At 58.3% G+C, this 18634-nt stretch carries 16 protein-coding genes; 2 read left to right on the forward strand and 14 right to left on the reverse strand.

The window, feature by feature from the left end:
* Nucleotides 1-39: 39 nt before the first annotated feature.
* From eno to FHP24_RS18985, 3 genes are all read right to left on the reverse strand, one after another.
* The gene (eno, locus tag FHP24_RS18975; RefSeq protein WP_139677800.1) at nucleotides 40-1314 is read right to left on the reverse strand and encodes a phosphopyruvate hydratase; all 1275 of its coding nucleotides are present in this window, start codon (nucleotides 1312-1314) and stop codon (nucleotides 40-42) included.
* Nucleotides 1315-1432: 118 nt separating this feature from the next.
* The gene (gene kdsA, locus FHP24_RS18980) at nucleotides 1433-2281 is read right to left on the reverse strand and encodes a 3-deoxy-8-phosphooctulonate synthase (RefSeq protein WP_139677801.1); all 849 of its coding nucleotides are present in this window, start codon (nucleotides 2279-2281) and stop codon (nucleotides 1433-1435) included.
* Nucleotides 2282-2285: 4 nt separating this feature from the next.
* Entirely contained in the window at nucleotides 2286-3158 is an 873-nt protein-coding gene (locus tag FHP24_RS18985; RefSeq protein WP_139677802.1) for a VOC family protein, read from the reverse strand.
* A gap of 198 nt (nucleotides 3159-3356) precedes the next feature.
* Here FHP24_RS18985 and lexA point away from each other — a divergent pair, with 198 nt between their 5' ends.
* Complete coding sequence (gene lexA, locus FHP24_RS18990) at nucleotides 3357-4067, forward strand: transcriptional repressor LexA (protein ID WP_139677803.1); 711 nt, start codon at nucleotides 3357-3359, stop codon at nucleotides 4065-4067.
* Here lexA and FHP24_RS18995 read toward each other — a convergent pair.
* Nucleotides 4048-6618 carry a ComEC/Rec2 family competence protein gene (locus FHP24_RS18995; protein WP_139677804.1) on the reverse strand — a complete coding sequence of 857 codons (2571 nt, stop codon included), beginning with the start codon at nucleotides 6616-6618 and terminating at the stop codon, nucleotides 4048-4050. The genes lexA and FHP24_RS18995 overlap by 20 nt on opposite strands.
* Nucleotides 6619-6893: 275 nt before the next feature.
* Here FHP24_RS18995 and gltA point away from each other — a divergent pair, with 275 nt between their 5' ends.
* Nucleotides 6894-8183: a citrate synthase gene (gltA, locus tag FHP24_RS19000; RefSeq protein WP_139677805.1), complete on the forward strand. Its 1290-nt coding sequence runs from the start codon at nucleotides 6894-6896 to the stop codon at nucleotides 8181-8183.
* A 110-nt stretch (nucleotides 8184-8293) separates the two neighbouring features.
* Here the strand turns inward: gltA and lpxB are convergent, their stop codons facing one another.
* From lpxB to frr, 10 genes are all read right to left on the reverse strand, one after another.
* Nucleotides 8294-9457, reverse strand: coding sequence for a lipid-A-disaccharide synthase (lpxB, locus tag FHP24_RS19005; RefSeq protein WP_139677806.1), 1164 nt, complete (start codon nucleotides 9455-9457; stop codon nucleotides 8294-8296).
* Entirely contained in the window at nucleotides 9454-10350 is an 897-nt protein-coding gene (locus FHP24_RS19010) for an LpxI family protein (RefSeq protein ID WP_394344646.1), read from the reverse strand. Before FHP24_RS19010 ends, lpxB begins: the two co-directional genes overlap by 4 nt.
* 5 nt (nucleotides 10351-10355) lie before the next feature.
* Complete coding sequence (gene lpxA, locus FHP24_RS19015) at nucleotides 10356-11171, reverse strand: acyl-ACP--UDP-N-acetylglucosamine O-acyltransferase (protein ID WP_139677807.1); 816 nt, start codon at nucleotides 11169-11171, stop codon at nucleotides 10356-10358.
* A complete protein-coding gene (fabZ, locus tag FHP24_RS19020) occupies nucleotides 11168-11635 on the reverse strand; it encodes a 3-hydroxyacyl-ACP dehydratase FabZ (protein WP_139677808.1) in 468 nt (155 codons plus the stop codon). Before fabZ ends, lpxA begins: the two co-directional genes overlap by 4 nt.
* Nucleotides 11628-12695 (reverse strand): UDP-3-O-(3-hydroxymyristoyl)glucosamine N-acyltransferase, encoded by a 1068-nt coding sequence (gene lpxD / locus FHP24_RS19025; protein WP_139677809.1) that lies wholly within the window; start codon nucleotides 12693-12695, stop codon nucleotides 11628-11630. Before lpxD ends, fabZ begins: the two co-directional genes overlap by 8 nt.
* A 50-nt stretch (nucleotides 12696-12745) precedes the next feature.
* Nucleotides 12746-15082 (reverse strand): outer membrane protein assembly factor BamA, encoded by a 2337-nt coding sequence (gene bamA / locus FHP24_RS19030; protein WP_139677810.1) that lies wholly within the window; start codon nucleotides 15080-15082, stop codon nucleotides 12746-12748.
* A 194-nt stretch (nucleotides 15083-15276) separates the two neighbouring features.
* The gene (gene rseP, locus FHP24_RS19035) at nucleotides 15277-16398 is read right to left on the reverse strand and encodes an RIP metalloprotease RseP (RefSeq protein WP_139677811.1); all 1122 of its coding nucleotides are present in this window, start codon (nucleotides 16396-16398) and stop codon (nucleotides 15277-15279) included.
* A 39-nt stretch (nucleotides 16399-16437) separates the two neighbouring features.
* The gene (locus FHP24_RS19040) at nucleotides 16438-17271 is read right to left on the reverse strand and encodes a phosphatidate cytidylyltransferase (RefSeq protein WP_139677812.1); all 834 of its coding nucleotides are present in this window, start codon (nucleotides 17269-17271) and stop codon (nucleotides 16438-16440) included.
* On the reverse strand, nucleotides 17271-18014 hold the full coding sequence (locus FHP24_RS19045) for an isoprenyl transferase (protein ID WP_139677813.1): 744 nt from the start codon (nucleotides 18012-18014) through the stop codon (nucleotides 17271-17273). The genes FHP24_RS19040 and FHP24_RS19045 overlap by 1 nt, the downstream gene beginning before the upstream one ends.
* A 49-nt stretch (nucleotides 18015-18063) precedes the next feature.
* Nucleotides 18064-18624: a ribosome recycling factor gene (gene frr / locus FHP24_RS19050; RefSeq protein WP_139677814.1), complete on the reverse strand. Its 561-nt coding sequence runs from the start codon at nucleotides 18622-18624 to the stop codon at nucleotides 18064-18066.
* Nucleotides 18625-18634 lie beyond the last annotated feature (10 nt).

Genomic DNA, 18634 nt, shown 5'->3' on the forward strand with positions numbered 1-18634 from the left:
TTTTCAATCGTCGAGAAAGGCTGGATCCCAGCCGGTCTTTTAGGACTTCAGGATCGAGCGGCCGGCATAAGCAGCCTGCGGGCCAAGCATTTCCTCGATACGGATCAGCTGGTTGTACTTGGCGAGACGATCCGAACGCGACAGCGAGCCGGTCTTGATCTGTCCGCAATTGGTGGCAACGGCGAGATCGGCAATCGTCGAATCTTCCGTTTCACCCGAGCGGTGCGACATAACGGCGGTGTAGGCTGCCTTGTGGGCGGTTTCGACGGCGTCGAGCGTTTCCGTCAGCGAACCGATCTGGTTGACCTTGACGAGGATCGAGTTGGCAACACCCATCTTGATGCCGTCGCGCAGGCGGGCCGAATTGGTGACGAACAGATCGTCGCCGACCAGCTGAACCTTGGAGCCGATCTTGTCGGTCAGGTACTTCCAGCCTTCCCAGTCGTCTTCGGCCATGCCGTCTTCGATCGAGATGATCGGATATTTGCCGGCCAGTTCGGCGAGATAATCAGCCATGGCTTCCGGCTCGAGCGTGCGGCCCTCACCTTCCATCTCGTACTTGCCGTTCTTGAAGAACTCGGTAGAGGCGCAATCGAGACCGAGGAACACCTCTTCACCCGGCTTGTAACCGGCCTTTTCGATCGACTTCACGATGAAATCGAGGGCTTCAGGCGCACTCTTCAGGCCCGGGGCAAAACCGCCTTCGTCGCCGACATTGGTGTTATGACCCTGTGCACCCAGTTCTTTTTTCAGAACATGGAAGATTTCCGCACCGATCCGCACAGCATCCTTCAGCGTTTCGGCGCCGACCGGCATGATCATGAATTCCTGGAAATCGATCGGGTTGTCGGCATGGGCGCCGCCGTTGATGATGTTCATCATCGGAACGGGCAGGAGATGGGCACCAGCGCCACCGACATAACGATAGAGCGGCAGGCCGGCCGATTCGGCGGCAGCCTTAGCAACGGCAAGCGAGACGCCGAGAATGGCGTTTGCACCGAGACGCGACTTGTTCGGCGTACCGTCAAGCGCGATCAGCGTCTTGTCGATATGGATCTGGCTTTCGGCATCGAAACCGCCGATGGCATCGAAGATCTCGGTATTGACCGCTTCAACGGCCTTTTCGACGCCTTTGCCACCGTAGCGCTTGCCACCGTCGCGCAGCTCGACCGCTTCGTGAGCGCCCGTCGATGCGCCCGACGGAACGGCGGCGCGGCCCATCGAGCCGTCTTCCAGGTGAACGTCGACTTCGACGGTCGGATTGCCACGGCTATCGAGGATTTCGCGAGCAATGATATCGGTAATAGCAGTCAAGGGTCTCTCCTCAGAGTTATTATCCACGCGGTCATTGAAAATGTCTCACATTCAATGACACCCGAATTACAATATGAGCGCTACACACACTTTGATTGCGCTCAAGTGGATTTGCAGATCAAGCCGCCTTGGCGACGGCGTCGAAAGCGAGAAGCTTTTCCAAAAGCCGCGGCATGTCCTTCAGATGAACCATGTTCGGTCCGTCCGACGGCGCATTGTCCGGATCCTCATGCGTCTCGACAAAAACCCCGGCAACACCGACGGCGACCGCTGCGCGGGCCAAGGTCTCGACGAATTCGCGCTGGCCACCCGACGATCCGCCCTGCCCGCCCGGCTGCTGTACCGAATGGGTGGCATCGAAAACGACCGGCGAACCGAGCGAGGCCATGATCGGCAGAGAGCGCATGTCGGACACCAGCGTGTTATAGCCGAAAGATGCACCGCGTTCGCACAGCATCACGTTCGGATTACCGCTTTCGGTTAGCTTCGTCTGGACGTTCTTCATATCCCAGGGCGCCAGGAACTGACCCTTCTTGACGTTGATCGCCCGCCCCGTCTTGGCGGCGGCAACCAGCAGGTCCGTCTGGCGCGACAGGAAGGCCGGGATCTGCAGGATATCGACGGTCGGCGCGACAAGCGCGCACTGCTCTTCCGTGTGGATGTCGGTCAGAACCGGAAAGCCGAATTCCTTTTTCAGATCGGCAAAGACTTCCATCGCGGTTTCGAGCCCGATACCACGCTTGCCCGAAATCGACGTGCGGTTGGCCTTGTCGTAGGACGATTTGTAGACGAGGCCGAGGCCGAGCTTGCCGCAAAGTTCATTGAGTGTGCCGGCGATCATGAAAGCATGGTCACGGCTTTCCATCTGGCAGGGACCCGCGATCAGCGAAAGCCGACCCGTATTGGAAAAGGCGACCTTTTTTTCACCTTCACCGACGGTAACCACAGGATTGGGGGACACTGCCATTCTCTTATTCCTCGAAGCCGAACAGAACGCCTTGGCCGGGCGAAGGCAACACGAGCACGCGGCCATCCCGGCGGATGAATGCGACGTCATTAGCAGCAAGGATGATCTCTGTCACGGCCAGATCAAGACTGCGAAAGATCACAGCCTGTCCGGTAAGCCCGCCAATCGCCGCATCTCCCGAGACACCGAACTCATGTGCAATCTGCTCGCCGCCGAGAACGCGCACACGCCCGGCCTCCGTCTGGAACGCCAGGCCTCCCTCAACCTCGTTGCCCGATGTCCCCAGCAGATTTTCGAAAAAGGACGACGAAGCATGCGGATCGTCGCTTGCCAAAACGACTTCCTTCAAACCACTGACCGCATTCTCATGCGTGCGCAAGCCACCCATGTCCTGCGGAAAGGAGACGACTCGCTGACAGGCGAAAGCGAAGAAGTCGGGCGCCCCATTCATCGCCGCGAAGGCAAGCCTGAAACGCCCCTCGGTCTCCTCACCATCCGGTGACTTTACTGCTCTGGCGAACTCGAGCGGTTCACCGCCGGAAATTCCGCTTGCAATATAGTGCTGGTGGTCGCTGGCCGCGTCGTCGCTGGACACCACAATCGCGGAAAGCCCCTGACGCCCTCGTCGTCCGCGATATGCCAGGTCGCGCTCGATGAAGACATTGCCTCGCTTTACAGCCGCACCCGCCTTGCGCCTATCCGTCAGCGCAAGAGGCTCGAGATAGGTTCCGTCTTCGAGAAAGATGCAGGCATTGGCAGTGCCGAATGGATGATGGCCATCGGGCGCCACGGTGAAGCCCAGTGACGAGAGCCGCTCGCGTGCCCTGGCGAGATCCCCGACAGGCAGAACGAGATGGTCGATTTTCCTAGCAGTCACGCATGTCCCCCAGACTTCTGATCCGCCGCGACTAGATTGGTCACACAGCCGGAGAGCGCAAGTAGATTCCGATCGAGAACGTCACTGGTCATCTAAGAAACTGATTATGTTTTCACGAAAATTTAGGGACTTGCGGAACACATATGGAACATATAGTGTTCGTTCTGCATTTGTTTCAAATCTGAGGGTGCGCCAGACATGCTGACTCGCAAGCAACAGGAACTGCTTCTGTTCATTCACGAACGGATGAGGGAGTCCGGCGTGCCACCCTCTTTCGATGAAATGAAGGACGCTCTCGATCTTGCGTCGAAGTCGGGTATCCACCGGCTGATCACCGCTCTCGAAGAGCGCGGCTTCATCCGCCGCCTTCCCAACAGAGCACGTGCACTTGAAGTCATCAAGCTTCCTGAATCCTATGTCCCGACGCTGCAGCCGAAACGCGGTTTCTCGCCGAGCGTGATCGAGGGAAGTCTCGGCAAGAAGCCGCCGGTCAATACCGCGCCGGTTTCCGCAAATGACAGCGCGTCTGCAAGCGTGCCCGTCATGGGCCGCATCGCGGCCGGCGTGCCGATCTCGGCGATCCAGAACAATACGCACGATATTTCCGTGCCTGTCGAAATGCTGGGCTCCGGCGAACATTATGCTCTTGAGGTGAAGGGCGACTCGATGATCGAGGCCGGTATTCTCGACGGCGATACAGTCATCATCCGCAACAGCAACACGGCCAATCCGGGCGACATCGTCGTAGCACTCGTCGACGACGAGGAAGCGACGCTGAAGCGCTTCCGGCGCAAGGGCGGATCGATCGCGCTTGAGGCAGCAAACCCGGCATACGAAACTCGTATTTTCCCACCGGATCGCGTCAAGGTTCAAGGCAAGCTTGTCGGCCTCATTCGCCGTTATCACTGACTGCAGGATAGCCGCCAAAAATGGGTGGCAGTTCCAAAAGGCCACTGGTCTCTGCATCAAATATAACGCGGGGCGTTTCATCGAGGCGACCCGTTGTCTGCTGGGACGTAAGCCACGCCGGCAAACTACGGTCATAGATATTGCGCCGCCAATCGTAACTGCGATGAATGCTCCAGGGTCGAACCGTATCATCCATTGCAGTCGTGATATGCCAGCCTTCGACTTTCGCTGATCCGGAAAAATCGATTTCGATCGAGCCGGTCTTGCGCAGGCTGGCGCTATTCAGCATCGGGGTGCCAGACCGGCAGTGATCGAAGCGTGCCCGCGGCGCAATGACGAGACCGGCAACGTCGCAGGCAGCCCCCGCGTAACGACCATCATCAACGACAACGACAACGACACCTTCCGGTGACATGAATGTACACCAGGCTTTAGCCAGGCAGGAGAACTGACCGATCCTTGCCGCCCGCATCTGCCTGCGCGCATCGGCCAGGACCGGTTCCGCCAACCTCTCTTTGGAAGAAGCCGGTTTATTCACGGCAACGGGGCTGTCCAGCATTTCCGGGATCGATAACGTCGGAAGCTTCCGTGCATGCATCCATTGCCCGAAGATGAACTCCGAGGGACGCTTTCTGTTGACGGCAACATGCTCGGCATTTCGATAAGCCACAAGACTCCCATCTTCCGTGATGATCAGGCTGAAGGCAGGTTGCTCCACACCTATCCAGAAAAAGACGGATGCAGCGGCAAGGAAGGGCAGACCGAAATATCGAAGCCGCGTCCTCAGAAGCGTCAGCAGCAAAAACCCGCAGATCCCGAGCGGAAGAAACCACGGGTGCTGCTGGCCGACGACGACATCACCTCCCCATCCCGCCACATGTTTGGCAATCGCGATAACCCATTCGAGGCTCTTGGCCATGATCGCAATAAACGGGCCATCGAGGCCGAAGGGCATGAGCAGCATGGCGATGAGCCCTGCCGGCATCACAAGAAAGCTGATGATCGGCATCGCCGCAAGGTTCGCCGCGAGCCCGTAGGTCGCGATACGGTGGAAATGCTCGACGGAAAACATCGTCGTCGCCAGACTGCCGATCAGCGATGTGGCGATGATGCCGGCAATGAAATGCCCGACAGACGTTATCCATGTCACAACAGGGTGACGAATGGGGAACGGCTCCCGGTTTTCCGTTTGCGCGCGCCGTGCCCAGATCGCATAACCGGCGACCAGCGCGACAGTCGCGGCAAACGACATCTGAAAACTGGGTCCGAGAATCTCCGATGGGGTCCAGACGAGAATGATCAGCGCCGACAGTGCCACATTGCGCAGGCTTATCGAGGGTCTGTCCAGAAGCACGGCAACCAGTATCACGGCCATCATGATATAAGCGCGCTGGGCGGATACGCCGAAACCGGAGATCAGGTAATAGCTGGTTACCATGGCCAGCGCTCCGCCGGCCGCGATCTTCTTGATCGGCCAAGCCTGCGCAACACTGGGAAAAACAGCAAACGCGCTGCGCAGCCCGACGAAGAAAATCCCGGCGGCCAGCGCCATGTTCAACCCGGAAATCGCCACGATATGAGCGAGCCCCGAGATTCGCAGCGCCTCGACCGTATCGTTGGAAATTGCGCGTCTCTCGTCGGTGACAATCGCAGCTGCGAAGGCGCCTGCATCTCCGGGCGCCGCGGAGCGGATGCGATTACCAATCTGCCTTCGTAGATCGAACAGCCATCGCAGAGCCAGTTCCGACCACCCGGTCTCAATTTCGGCATCTCCTGCCTTTTGCGGAGCGCTATAGAAATATCCCACCGCACCGACACCGTCGAAATAAGCGGAGAACGAAAAATCATGCAGACCCGGAAGCGCCGGTCCGGACGGAGGGGATAGCCTCGCTCGGCCCGAAATGGCGTCACCGTTTCCAAAAGGTTCATGCTGGGCTCTTGCCAGCAGCGAGACCCGGGCCGGTGGTCGCCGTAAAGTGGGGCTCGTGGTCTGCCGGATGGCAATGATATAGCGCACCCGCCCCGGACCGGCAGCTTCGCTGCGCTCAACCACGCCCGCAACCTCGGTGGTCACCGGCGAATCGAGAATGACCGTCGAGCGGCGCCACGTCTCGATCCCGGCCAGGGCCATACCACCGAACACAAGACACGCGAATGTGAGCGCAATGCGTGTCCAGCCAGACCTCATGATTAGAGCCATCAGCGCCAGGACTGCAAAAACAATGATCGAAGCCCAAAGCGACGGGTCAATTGGGCTGAGAAACCAGAAAGCGGATCCGATCCCGAGCGCAACTGGCAGAAACAGGAAACCGTGGCCGTGGAGCCGCTCCTCTCTGATAGAGGCTGAAACGAACCTTCCGGCTTGAGAAGCTTGAGCGGCAAGCGAATGTCGGCGCCAGATGGGCGTCTTCGCCACGATCTGCCGTCTGGTTACCGTTTCCAGGGCTGCGGTTTCCGACGCCGATCGGGAATAAGAAGACAGTCCGGCAACCAGATCCGGGCGCCGGTTCAAGGTTTTGGTATCTATCTTCTCGAAACCTTCAGACCGCATGAAACCAGCCCGCCCCACCCAGAGAATACAACCTGAGCGTTCTTTTTTTAGTGCGTCAACCTGACGCAGCAAGCTATGCCGCCTGACCCGGATTCCGGATTGCAACAAGGGGTTGGCCGCAGGGCTAAATGGCGGTGCCCATTATCGTGCCGCGCTGCACAATTTGCCGTCAGAACAGCTTGGCATACGCCAAAGGATCATATAGCTAAACGTGGAACGCTTAATGCTTATGGCGCTTTTGAGGCGTCATGCCGCCAACCGGTTGGAGGATCAGAATGACGGAAACTAGCGCAAATCTCGCTCTCGGTGACAAGACAGTTGAGCTGTCGGTGAAGTCCGGCACGATTGGTCCTGATGTCATCGATATCGGCGCGCTCTACAAGCAAACCGGAGCCTTCACTTACGACCCGGGGTTTACCTCGACGGCTTCCTGTGAATCGAAGATCACCTATATCGACGGCGACGAAGGTGTGCTGCTTCACCGCGGCTACCCGATCGAGCAACTGGCCGAACAGGGCGACTTCCTCGAAACCTGCTACCTGCTCCTCTACGGCGAACTGCCGACCGCAGCGCAGAAGAAGGATTTCGACTATCGCGTAACCAATCACACGATGGTTCATGAGCAGATGAGCCGCTTCTTCACCGGCTTCCGCCGTGATGCCCATCCGATGGCCGTCATGGTCGGCACGGTTGGCGCATTGTCGGCTTTCTATCATGACTCGACCGATATCACCGACCCGCATCAGCGCATGGTCGCATCGCTGCGTATGATCGCAAAGATGCCGACGATCGCGGCCATGGCCTATAAATACCACATCGGCCAGCCATTCGTATATCCGCAGAACCATCTCGACTATTCATCGAACTTCCTGCGCATGTGCTTTGCCGTGCCTTGCGAAGAATACAAGGTGAACCCGGTTCTGGCCCGCGCCATGGATCGCATCTTCATCCTGCATGCGGACCACGAGCAAAACGCATCGACCTCGACCGTTCGCCTTGCCGGTTCGTCGGGTGCCAACCCGTTTGCCTGTATCGCCGCCGGCATCGCCTGCCTCTGGGGTCCGGCTCACGGTGGTGCAAACGAAGCAGCGCTCAACATGCTGCAGGAGATCGGTTCCGTAGACAAGATCCCGGAATATATCGCCCGCGCCAAGGACAAGAACGATCCGTTCCGCCTGATGGGCTTCGGTCACCGTGTCTACAAGAACTACGACCCGCGCGCCAAGATCATGCAGAAGACCACGCATGAAGTTCTGGCCGAACTCGGTCACAAGGACGACCCGCTGTTGCAGGTTGCCATGGAACTTGAGAAAATCGCCCTTACCGACGAATATTTCGTCGAAAAGAAGCTCTACCCGAACATCGATTTCTATTCGGGTATCACGCTGAAGGCGATGGGTTTCCCAACGACCATGTTCACCGTGCTCTTCGCGCTCGCCCGCACCGTCGGCTGGATTGCCCAGTGGGCCGAGATGATCGAAGATCCGCAGCAGCGCATCGGCCGTCCGCGTCAGCTCTATACGGGCGAAGCCAAGCGCGACTACGTGCCGGTTTCCAAGCGCTAAGCGCGAGACAATCCGCAAAAAACAAAACCCGGTCAGCGATGACCGGGTTTTTTATTGTCCTGTGATGCCCCCGCAGGAGGACAGTGCCCGCGAGGATGATGTGAAGATTTTTAAGAGCGTTTCAGCAGGTCGAGCACTGCAGCAGCCGCAGCCTCACCCGGCGGAACCGGAACCTGCAGCCGCTGCCAGGTGAGATCGAATCCCTCCAGCATGGCGCGGCGCTGCAACGTGTCACTGGACAGGCGTTCGGCCCAACGGCACAGGCTGGCTGGGCGAACGACTTCGTTGACATATTCCGGCACGACAGCATAGTCCACGATCAGATTGGGCAGCGCTCCTGTCCAGGTCTTGATCTTGCCGGCAAGAAGCTTGATCAGCCAGTCGGTCTTGTAGGCCGAAACGACCGGCACGGTGGCAAGGCCGAGCTCGAGGATGACGGTACCGGAGGCTGCCATAGCCGCATCCGCCTCCGTAAATGCGCTCCACTTCCCCTCGACATCCGACGTTACCTCGACCGGTACAGGAAGCTTTTCCGCCATCTCCCGTACAAGCGCTTCACGGCGCGGAACAGTCGGCAGCAGAAAGCGCGCTTTGCCGTTTCGCTCCAAAAACTCTTTCGCCGCATCTCCGAAGATAGGCAGAAGGCTTTTGATCTCAGCCGAACGGGAGCCGGAGAGAAGCAGGATCGTCTTTTCTTCTTCGACGGATTTGAGGGGGCGGGCGGCGCGCAGGCCTCTCACCCTGAGAAGATCCGGATCGTTCGTCAGACGGTGCCCGACAAAAATCGTCTCCGGACCTCCAAGCCGTTTCATCGCCTCGGGTTCGAACGGCAGGACAGCCAGAACGCGGTCCACATAGGCGAGCATCGCCTTGGCTCGATATTCCTTCCACGCCCACACACTCGGGCAGACATAGTTGACGATCGGCAGCCGGGGCAACGCCGCCCGCACCTTCTTCGCCACACGATGGGTGAAGTCCGGGCTGTCGATGATGATCAGCACATCCGGCTGTGCCGCGATGATGGCGCGTGCTGTCTGGTTGATACGCTTGATCAGGTTCGGCAGCCGCGACAGGACCTGGGTCAGGCCCATGATCGACAGTTCGGAAAAGTCGAAAAGGGAATGCAGCCCTTGCGCCGTCAGTGCATCACCACCCACGCCGATGAGCTCGACCGGCCCGTCGTGAGCGGCTTTGAGCGCCGCTATCAGATCACCGCCCAGCAGATCGCCGGATACTTCTCCCGCGATAACTGCCACCTTCAGTGTACGGCTCATTGAAGCCCTCCATGATCCAGGCTCGGCTCGATCCCGCATACGAAAATGCCAGCCGCATCCGCCGCAGCGATCATTGCCTGCTCCTCGAGCACCAGCGCCCTGCCCGCTTCCACGGCAATACCGGCAAGACCAGCTTTTACCGCACTCTCCACGGTAGACGGACCGATTGTCGGCAGGTCTGCGCGCATATCCTGTTGCGGCTTGCAAAGCTTGACAAGCACGCCACGGCGACGCGCCGAGATCCGGCCGGATTGCCGAAGCTCTGCAACGCGCTGAAGCATCGCATCGGTACCTTCGACACCTTCCATGGCGACAACGCGGCCACCGACGGAAACGGCGCCTTGCCCGATATCCAGCTGGCCCAGCGCTAGCGCAGCTTCCGTTCCTTTTTCGATATCGCGCAGATCGTCACCGGTCGGAGACACCTGCCCCAAAGGACCCAGTCTTGCAAGCAGAGCCGGGGCAATCTCGTGGGCGCCTATTACAGTGCAGCCCATCGCCTCGATAAGCTTGATCACCATTTGCAGGACGGTGTCATCGCCGTGCGACATCAGCGTGCGCACCACGGACGGCATTTTGAGAATGGTTTTGAACGTCGGCCGGATATCGCGCCATTCGGGTCGCCGGGCGACGCCGCCCGACATGACAACGCGGCCGATCTTCAAGTCTCGGAAGGATTTTTCAATCGCCGCAAGATTGCCGACTCCGACCGAAATACTCTCGAAATCGTCGAAACGGTGGTCGACCTCGTCCTTCAAAGCGACGATGAAGGGATCTTCCCCTTCAGCCCTTGCGGCTCGTGCTAGGTGGAGCGGCAAAAGCCCTCGGCCCGCAATGATGGCCAGGCGGCCGTCAGAATAGCCCTGTCGCGCCATGCCGGACGCGCCTGGCATGGGCCTCATCCCTTCCTGCGGAAGGGAGAGGAAATTGCGCGATCACTGTCGGCGGTGATGAAGTCGATAACCTCCATCGCCTCGGCACAATCGATATAGGCGTCGCGAACAGCCGCCGCATTCGCGCGGATATTACCTTCGCCTTCGAAAATGTCTTTGTAGGCGCGGCGTACACGATGGATCGTCTGCTTGTCCATGCCCGCACGCGTCATGCCCACGACATTCAGGCCACCGAGAATGCCCGGATTACCGTTCAGCATGCCGTAGGGAATAACATCGTAGTTGACGGCAGAAAGACCACCGATAAATGCCTGCCGGCCAATGCGCGAAAATTGATGCACGGCGCAGCCGCCGCCCAGAATGGCGCGATCGGCCACATGCACATGCCCGGCCAGCATCACATTGTTGGACATGATGATGCCGCTGCCAAGCTGGCAGTCATGCGCCACGTGGCTATTGGCGAGAAACAGGCAATCATTGCCGACGACAGTCTTGCCGCCACCGCCAACCGTTCCGGTGTTCATCGTCACACCTTCACGCATGACGCAATTGTCGCCGACCGTCAGTGACGAAGTTTCACCGGCTTCGTGCAGGCTTTGAGAAACCCCGCCGATAACGGCCATTGAGAAGATACGGCAGCCTTTGCCGATTTCCGTATTCCCGGTCACCACGACATGCGAGGCAATTTCAACGTCGTCCTTGAGAACAACGCGAGGGCCAATATGGCTGAAAGGTCCGACGACGACATTCTCACCGACGACGGCACCGTCCTCGATAACCGCAAGCGGATGAATGCGTGCGCTGGCTGATATCGTGCTCATTCGCCTTCCTTACGGACGATCATCGCACCGATATCGGCCTCGGCGACGAGTACGCCCTCCACCTTGGCGTCGCAATGGAACTTCCAGATATTGCCGCGCTGCTTCTGCTTCACGACATGGAATTCCACCCGATCGCCCGGCACGACCGGCTTGCGGAAACGGGCATTGTCGATGGTCATGAAGTAGACGAGGTTGCCGCCTTCGCCTTCCTTGCGCGCACAGATCGCACCCGCAGTCTGCGCCATCGCTTCGACAAGAAGGACACCCGGCATGATCGGGCGCTCTGGGAAGTGCCCCTGGAACTGTGGTTCGTTGGCAGTTACGTTCTTGATGCCGATGGCCGAGTTGTCACCATCAATAGCGATGATTTTGTCCACCAGCAGAAAAGGATAGCGATGAGGCAGCAGCTTCATGATTTCCTGAATGTCGGCCGCGCCGAGTTCCGGCTTGGTCTCATCAGTCATTGTTTTTCTCTCCTCTGCGTTTTGCCCTGTCGTCCACCTGAGTCATTTTTTCCGCCATCTCGCGGAGAAAGTCCTTCATCGGCCGTGCCGGTATTCCACCATATGTAACGCCCGGCGGAACGTTAGCCACCACGCCGCTCATCGCAGCGATCTGAACGCCGTCTCCGATCGAAATATGCCCATTTATGCCGGATGCGCCGCCGATCAAGACGCCGTTGCCGATCGTTGTCGATCCGGCGATACCGGCACCCGAGGCGATGCCGCAATGGCGTCCGATACGGACGTTATGGGCAATCTGAACCTGATTGTCGATTTTCGTACCTTCGCCGATCACGGTGTCATCCATGGCGCCGCGATCGATCGTCGTATTCGCGCCGATCTCAACATTGTCCTGGATGATCACACGACCGATCTGCACGATCTTCAACATACCACGCGGTCCCGGCGCGAAGCCGAATCCGTCCTGGCCGATACGGGCACCGTTGTGGATGATAACGTTATTGCCGATAAGAGCTGCCACCACGCTTGCGCCGGCGGCTATGCTGCAATTGCGCCCGATCTGAACGTCGGCTCCAACGACAGAGCCGGCGCCAATGCGTGTGCCTGAACCGATATGCGCACGCGCGCCGACGACCGCCATAGGTTCGACCGTCACACCGTCCTCCAGCTTTGCCGTCGGATCGACATAGGCAGCTGGAGATACGCCCTCGCCTTCCGACGTTACCGGGCTTGGACGCATCGCGATCGGGTGCAGCAACGCTCCGGCCATGGCAAAGGCCGAGTGCGGTGTTTTTGTTTGCAGGATTGCGATATGCGCGGGAATTATGTTGGCGAGACCTGGATCGCATAGGATCGCAGAAGCCTTACATGTCTCAAGCTCCTGGCGGCTTTTACGCGACAGAATATAGCAGACCTGCCCTTCCTGGGCACGCGCAACGGGCGACACCGAGGAAATCATGCGATCTCCAACAGAATCGTCCAAAAGCTCAGCCCCAAGATGGACCGCCAGCTCGCGCAGGCTTACGCCATCATGGGGCGGAAAGAAATTGTTTTGATCCATAAAGCTAAGCTCCAGAACAGGTTTCCGGCCGCTTTCGCGGCCGGAAACGATCAGAACTGGTTCGCCATGCTGAAGCGGAATTCCTGGGTTTCGTCGAAGTCTTCTTTGACGACCGGGATCGCATAATCCATCCGGATGTTGCCGAACGGAGAAGCCCACATGACACCCACACCAACGGATGCGCGCCAGGACATGCCCGTGCCTTCAACGTCCGCCTTGTTGGCCTTGACATCGTTACCATAGAGTGTGCCGGCGTCTGCAAAAGCAGCCAGACGAAGGCCGATATCTTCAGGAACAGCCGGGAACGGCATGGACGCATCAGCAGAAACGGTAAAGTAGGTCGTGCCGCCAAGCGCGTCGCCATCGGCCTTCGTGCGCGGGCCGATACCGTTATTGTCGAAGCCGCGAACCTGACGTCCACCGAGTGTGAACTGGTCGAAGACGTTCAGATTGTCGCCTGTGGCGATAACGTGACCGGCGCCGACCGACAGCGAACCGATAAGATCAGCTTCGGTGGAAAGCGTCTGGAAGTAACGGGCGCGACCGGAGAGCTTGTAGAACTCAGAATCGCCACCAAGGCCGGCGAATTCATGCGTGAAGGTTGCATAGATCCCTTCGCGCGGAAGCGTCTGGCTATCCAGCGTGTTGTAGGTCAGCGTCTGAGCGACCGACGACTGCGTATATTTGCCGTGATCGACGAGATCCTGATAGACCGGCGAGAGGTCGGCATATTCGGAGTCGCTGGCCTCGTATTCGATCTGCTTGTATGTATAGCGGAAGGTCGTCGCCAGATCTTCGGTGATCGGTGCCGTCACGCGAAGCGTGAAACCCGTTTCCGAATAGTCGTAATTATCGTTCGACGACGTCTCGCTGCGGAATACGTCAAAGCCGGCGGCCAGACGATAACCGAGGAAATAGGGCTCCGTGAACGACAGCGTATAGGTACGCGAATCATTCAGACCACCACCGGCGGCAATACGAACATACTGACCGCGGCCGAGGAAGTTCTTCTCTTCGACCGAAGCTTCGAGAATGAACCCGTCGCCACCGGCCGAGTAACCGGCGCCGATACCGAACGAACCGGTCGACTGGTCTTCGACATCCACGACAACGACAACACGGTCTGCTGCGCTACCCTGTGTGGTCGAGATATTGACCGAGGTGAAATAGCCGAGCGCTTCAAGACGGCGCTTGGCGCGCGAAATCATTTCCTGGTTGAAGGCATCGCCTTCACTGAAATCGAATTCGCGACGAATGACGTAATCACGCGTACGGGTGTTACCGCGGATCTCAATACGCTCGACATAGGCGCGCTCGCCCTGATCGACCATGTAGGAGACGCCGATCGTGTTGGTCTGCAGATTGCGATCACCACGCGGAGTTACGCGGGCGAAAGGATACCCCTTCGACGCAACCTGCTTGGAAATAGCTTCCATCGACTTCTGGATTTCACGGGCATCGTAGACGGAGCCCGGCTTGGTCTCGACGAGACCCTTGAGGTCATCACCGCTGACGCCTTCGACGCTCGATTCGACATTGACGTCGCCGAACTGGTAACGCGCACCTTCTTCAACCGTGAAGTTGATCGTGTACTTGTTCGTCGTCGTATCAAGCTGCGCATCGGAAGAAACGATGCGGAAATCCGGATAACCGTGATTGTAGTAGAACTGGCGCAGCGCATCTTCGTCGGCGCGCAGCTTGTCCTGGCTGTAAACGTCCTTACGGGTAAGGAACGACAGCGGACCGGATTCCTTTGTCGCGATCACAGCCTTCAGGCGCCCATCGCCATAAGCCTGATTACCGACGAAATTGATGTCGGCGATCTTCGTGCGGTCACCTTCGTTGATCACGAAAGCGATATTGACGCGACCTTGACCGACATTGACCGTCTGGGTCGTGATCTCGACGTCGCTGCGACCGATCTGCGAATAGGCAGTGCGAAGTCGCTCGATGTCGGCATTGACCATTGCCTGGCTGTAAGGACCGAGCGGCTGCGTCTGAACAACACCTGCTAGCTTGTCGTCCTTGATCTTGCGGTTGCCGTTAAAGACGACCTGGTTGACCAGTTCGTTTTCAGCAACGGTCACGACAAGCGAGCTGCCGGAAACACTGATCTTCACATCAGAGAAGTAACCGGTCGCGTAGAGGCGCTTAACCGATTCATCGATGTCAGCACCGGAAAAGGTAACGCCGGGCTGAATGGTCAGATTGGAACGGACAGCCTCCTCGCCGGCGCGCTGGGCGCCACGCACCTGAACGCTGCGGATGACAGCAGCTTCGGCACTCGCAGCACTAGCAAGCACCATAACGCCCGAACCCGACGCGACAACACTAGCAGACAGCGCAAACGCCGACACTGCGTTCAAAAACTTTGAACCAGCCTTCATTTTCAATTCTTACCTTTTCCCGTTGTCCCTCGGCGGGTGGAGCCCGACTCCGGCCACGTGTGTCGTTTTACCTTCTTTTGCCCTACAAGCAAGCTATCGCGTTAATTTCTATTTACTTCCTTTTGAAGCGTGGCCTTGAGGCCACGCAACATTGGAAACATGGTGAATAAACGATTTATTCACCCGCAGCTTACCTAGCCAATAAGGTTGGTGATATCGTTGAAGGTGGCAAACACCATCAGACTGAGTACCATCGCAAGACCGATACGGAATGCGATCTCCTGGGCTCCCGCACCCAGGGGCCTCCCCCTCACAGCTTCTATTGCGTAGAAAACCAAATGGCCGCCGTCAAGCACCGGAACCGGCATTAAGTTCAAAAGTCCAATGGAAACAGACAGGACAGCGGCAAGCTGAATGACAGCAGCGAATCCGAGCGATGCCATTTGCCCCGAAGCCTGCGCCACACGAACCGGACCACCGAGCTGATCGGCCTTCATCCGGCCGGTCACCAGGTTTCCGATATAGCGGAACGTACCGGTTATGATGTTGCCGGTCTCTTTCACGCCTTCGGCGACAGCTTCAAGCGGAGTGAACGTCTCACGCCGGAAATTGCCACGTTCTTCATTGGTGACGACGCCGATCAGCCCGAGTTCCACCTTGTTGCCGAACTGGTCGTTGATCTCGGTGCGCTTCGGCACCATCGGCAGATCTATATCCTGACCATCCCGCTTAACTGTCACGATGATCGACGTCTCGGGTCGAACACTAACGTAACGGCGAACCTCTTCGAATGTGGAGATCTTGCTTCCGTCGAGTGCGACAAGGCGGTCACCCGGCAGAACGCCGGCGGCGGCAGCCGCGCTGTCTGGACGCACCTCTGCGACGACCGGATCTGCAATCATTTTTCCGTAGACGGAAAACAGGACTGCGAAGATGGCGATCGCCAGTATGAAATTGGCGATCGGGCCGGCGGCGACCGTCGCCGCACGCTTCCAAAGCTTTGCCCCAGCGAGAGTCTGAGCTCTATCGGCTTCGCTCATATGAGCAACGCTTGACGCATCAGGAAGGCTCGACGCATCTTCGTCGCCGAAGAACTTAACATAACCGCCGAGCGGGATAGCCGAAAGCTTCCAGCGCGTGCCGTGGCTATCGGTGAATCCGATCAGTTCTGGACCGAACCCTACTGAAAAGGCGGTGACCCGAATTCCGCTCCACCGTCCCACGAGATAGTGCCCCATCTCGTGGACGAAGACGAGCAGGGAGAGAACGAGGACAAACGGGATGATATAGCCCGTTATGAAACCGAAGATGGCCATCAATGTTTCCGCTTCACAATAACGAGGCTGGTCGCCATCCTACAGACCGAAGATGAAAGCTGCGACCGAATTGCTAACATGGCCCTTCATAGCCGTGTCCACAAGCGTCAGCAGGAATACGGCAAAACACGCAAAAACCAAGCCGTCCACGCGGTCCATCACGCCACCGTGTCCGGGGATGAGATGGCTGCTGTCCTTCACGCCGAAGCGGCGCTTGATGAAGGATTCGAACAGATCACCGACCTGGCTGGCGACAGACAGAAGAAAGGCAAGCGCCATTGTCCACAGGGAAAGCCGCGAAAACACGCCAAGCGTAAGCAGACCGCTGGCAGCGACGCCCGCCACTGTTCCGCCGATAGCACCCGACCACGTCTTGCCGGGAGAGATTCGCGGAGCAAGTTTCGGCCCGCCGATGGCCCGACCGACGAAATAGGCCAGTATGTCCGTACCCCATACGACCGCGAAGATGAAAAGCGTGGCGACGAAACCCGCCTGATTGTCTCCGCGGATTGCAGCAAGGGAAATGCCGCTCAAGCCCGCATAGACAATGCCGCCCGGCAGCCACCAGGAGCCGCCACCGAGAAGCACCATAAGCGCGGCCGTCACCGCACCGCCGCAAAGAAGCGGCATGGACAGCTCGCTGCTTCCAAACACGATATCACCGGCGATGAGCACGACGATGAGCCAGCCGAATGCATTCGTCTTGAAGTTCTGCTCAGCCAGACGGGTGATCGTCGACCATTCATAATAGATTAGCGGTGCGATTGCCGCAGCCACGATGTTGAATGCCGATCCGCCGACCCAGGTCGCGGTCAACACGACCACGGCCAGAACGATCGCGGATGCTATACGAAGCTTGAGTTCCCGTCCCATCAGCCCATGACCGCCGCGGGTCTGGCCGACAAGCCGCCGAAGCGTCGGTCACGCGAGGCGTAGATCTTGAGCGCTTCAATGAAAAGGTCTCGATTGAAGTCCGGCCAGTAGTCGGGCAGGAAGACAAATTCCGAATAGGCTGCCTGCCAGAGCAGGAAGTTCGAAAGCCGCTCCTCACCGCTCGTGCGGATGATCAGGTCCGGATCGGGTATGCCCGCGGTATCGAGATGGTCGCTGATCGTGTCAGCGGTAATCGCGGACGGATCCATGAGGCCCGCGTTGATCTTCTGCGCAATCCTCACGGTTGCACGCGCAATTTCGTCGCGGGAACCGTAATTGAACGCGATCACCAGCGTAAGCGAGGTATTGTTGCGTGTCGTTTCTTCAGCCTCCAGAAGAAGAGGTAGAATATCACCGCGCAGCTTGTCCCGCTCGCCGATAACCTTGATGCGCACGTTTTCGCGATGAAGTTCTGCCAGATCACGGCGGATGAAACGGCGCAGGAGCCCGAGCAGATCGCTCACCTCTGCTTCCGGCCGGTTCCAGTTTTCGGACGAAAATGCGAACAGCGTCAGATACCGGATGCCAAGTTCGCCAGCCGCCCGGACCGTTTCCTTGACGGCCTCGACGCCCTTGCTGTGTCCCATCGTCCGGGCCAGACCACGCTTGTTAGCCCACCGGCCGTTGCCATCCATGATAATGGCAACGTGCTCCGGAATGATCGCAATATCTGGCGTCAGCATATCCTATGCAATTCCTTCAACGGCCAAGGGAGGGAAATGGAGACCCAACCTAGACCTGCATGATTTCCTTTTCCTTATCCGCAAGCAAGCGGTCGACTTCAGAAATCGTCTCATCGGTCATCTTCTGAACCTTTTCCGACTGGGTACGACTGTCGTCCTGACCAATCACACCGTCTTTTTCGGCTTTTTTCAGGCCGTCCATGCCGTCACGACGAACGTGGCGGACGGCAACCTTCGCCTTTTCGGCATAATCATGCGCAACCTTGACGAGCGACTTGCGGCGCTCCTCATTGAGTTCCGGCAGCGGGATACGCAGGTTCTGGCCATCGACGATCGGATTAAGACCGAGATGCGATTCGCGGATCGCACTTTCGACTGCCCTGACCATCGATTTATCCCAGATGGAAACGCCCAGCATGCGCGGCTCGGGCACGGTGATGTTTGCCACCTGGTTCAGCGGTACGCGCGAGCCATAGGCTTCGACGGTGATCGGATCGAGAACGTTGGCCGAAGCACGACCGGTTCTCAAGGAAGCGATATCGCTCTTGAAGGCATTGATGGCGCCTTCCATGCGGCGCTTGATGTCGTTGAGATCGACTGATCCACTCATCGTTGGGACT

This window comes from Aliirhizobium smilacinae (genome assembly GCF_006335145.1).
Classification (GTDB): domain Bacteria; phylum Pseudomonadota; class Alphaproteobacteria; order Rhizobiales; family Rhizobiaceae; genus Neorhizobium; species Neorhizobium smilacinae.

Coding starts and splice junctions, on each gene's coding strand:
- FHP24_RS18995 (WP_139677804.1), bottom strand. CDS start 6,618: ATGCGGTCTGAAGGTTTCGAGAAGATAGATACCAAAACCTTGAACCGG.
- rseP (WP_139677811.1), bottom strand. CDS start 16,398: ATGGCCATCTTCGGTTTCATAACGGGCTATATCATCCCGTTTGTCCTC.
- lpxB (WP_139677806.1), bottom strand. CDS start 9,457: ATGAGCCGTACACTGAAGGTGGCAGTTATCGCGGGAGAAGTATCCGGC.
- FHP24_RS19010 (WP_394344646.1), bottom strand. CDS start 10,350: ATGCCAGGCGCGTCCGGCATGGCGCGACAGGGCTATTCTGACGGCCGC.
- lpxD (WP_139677809.1), bottom strand. CDS start 12,695: ATGGATCAAAACAATTTCTTTCCGCCCCATGATGGCGTAAGCCTGCGC.
- frr (WP_139677814.1), bottom strand. CDS start 18,624: ATGAGTGGATCAGTCGATCTCAACGACATCAAGCGCCGCATGGAAGGC.
- FHP24_RS19045 (WP_139677813.1), bottom strand. CDS start 18,014: ATGCTGACGCCAGATATTGCGATCATTCCGGAGCACGTTGCCATTATC.
- bamA (WP_139677810.1), bottom strand. CDS start 15,082: ATGAAGGCTGGTTCAAAGTTTTTGAACGCAGTGTCGGCGTTTGCGCTG.
- FHP24_RS19040 (WP_139677812.1), bottom strand. CDS start 17,271: ATGGGACGGGAACTCAAGCTTCGTATAGCATCCGCGATCGTTCTGGCC.
- gltA (WP_139677805.1), top strand. CDS start 6,894: ATGACGGAAACTAGCGCAAATCTCGCTCTCGGTGACAAGACAGTTGAG.
- fabZ (WP_139677808.1), bottom strand. CDS start 11,635: ATGACTGATGAGACCAAGCCGGAACTCGGCGCGGCCGACATTCAGGAA.
- kdsA (WP_139677801.1), bottom strand. CDS start 2,281: ATGGCAGTGTCCCCCAATCCTGTGGTTACCGTCGGTGAAGGTGAAAAA.
- lpxA (WP_139677807.1), bottom strand. CDS start 11,171: ATGAGCACGATATCAGCCAGCGCACGCATTCATCCGCTTGCGGTTATC.
- lexA (WP_139677803.1), top strand. CDS start 3,357: ATGCTGACTCGCAAGCAACAGGAACTGCTTCTGTTCATTCACGAACGG.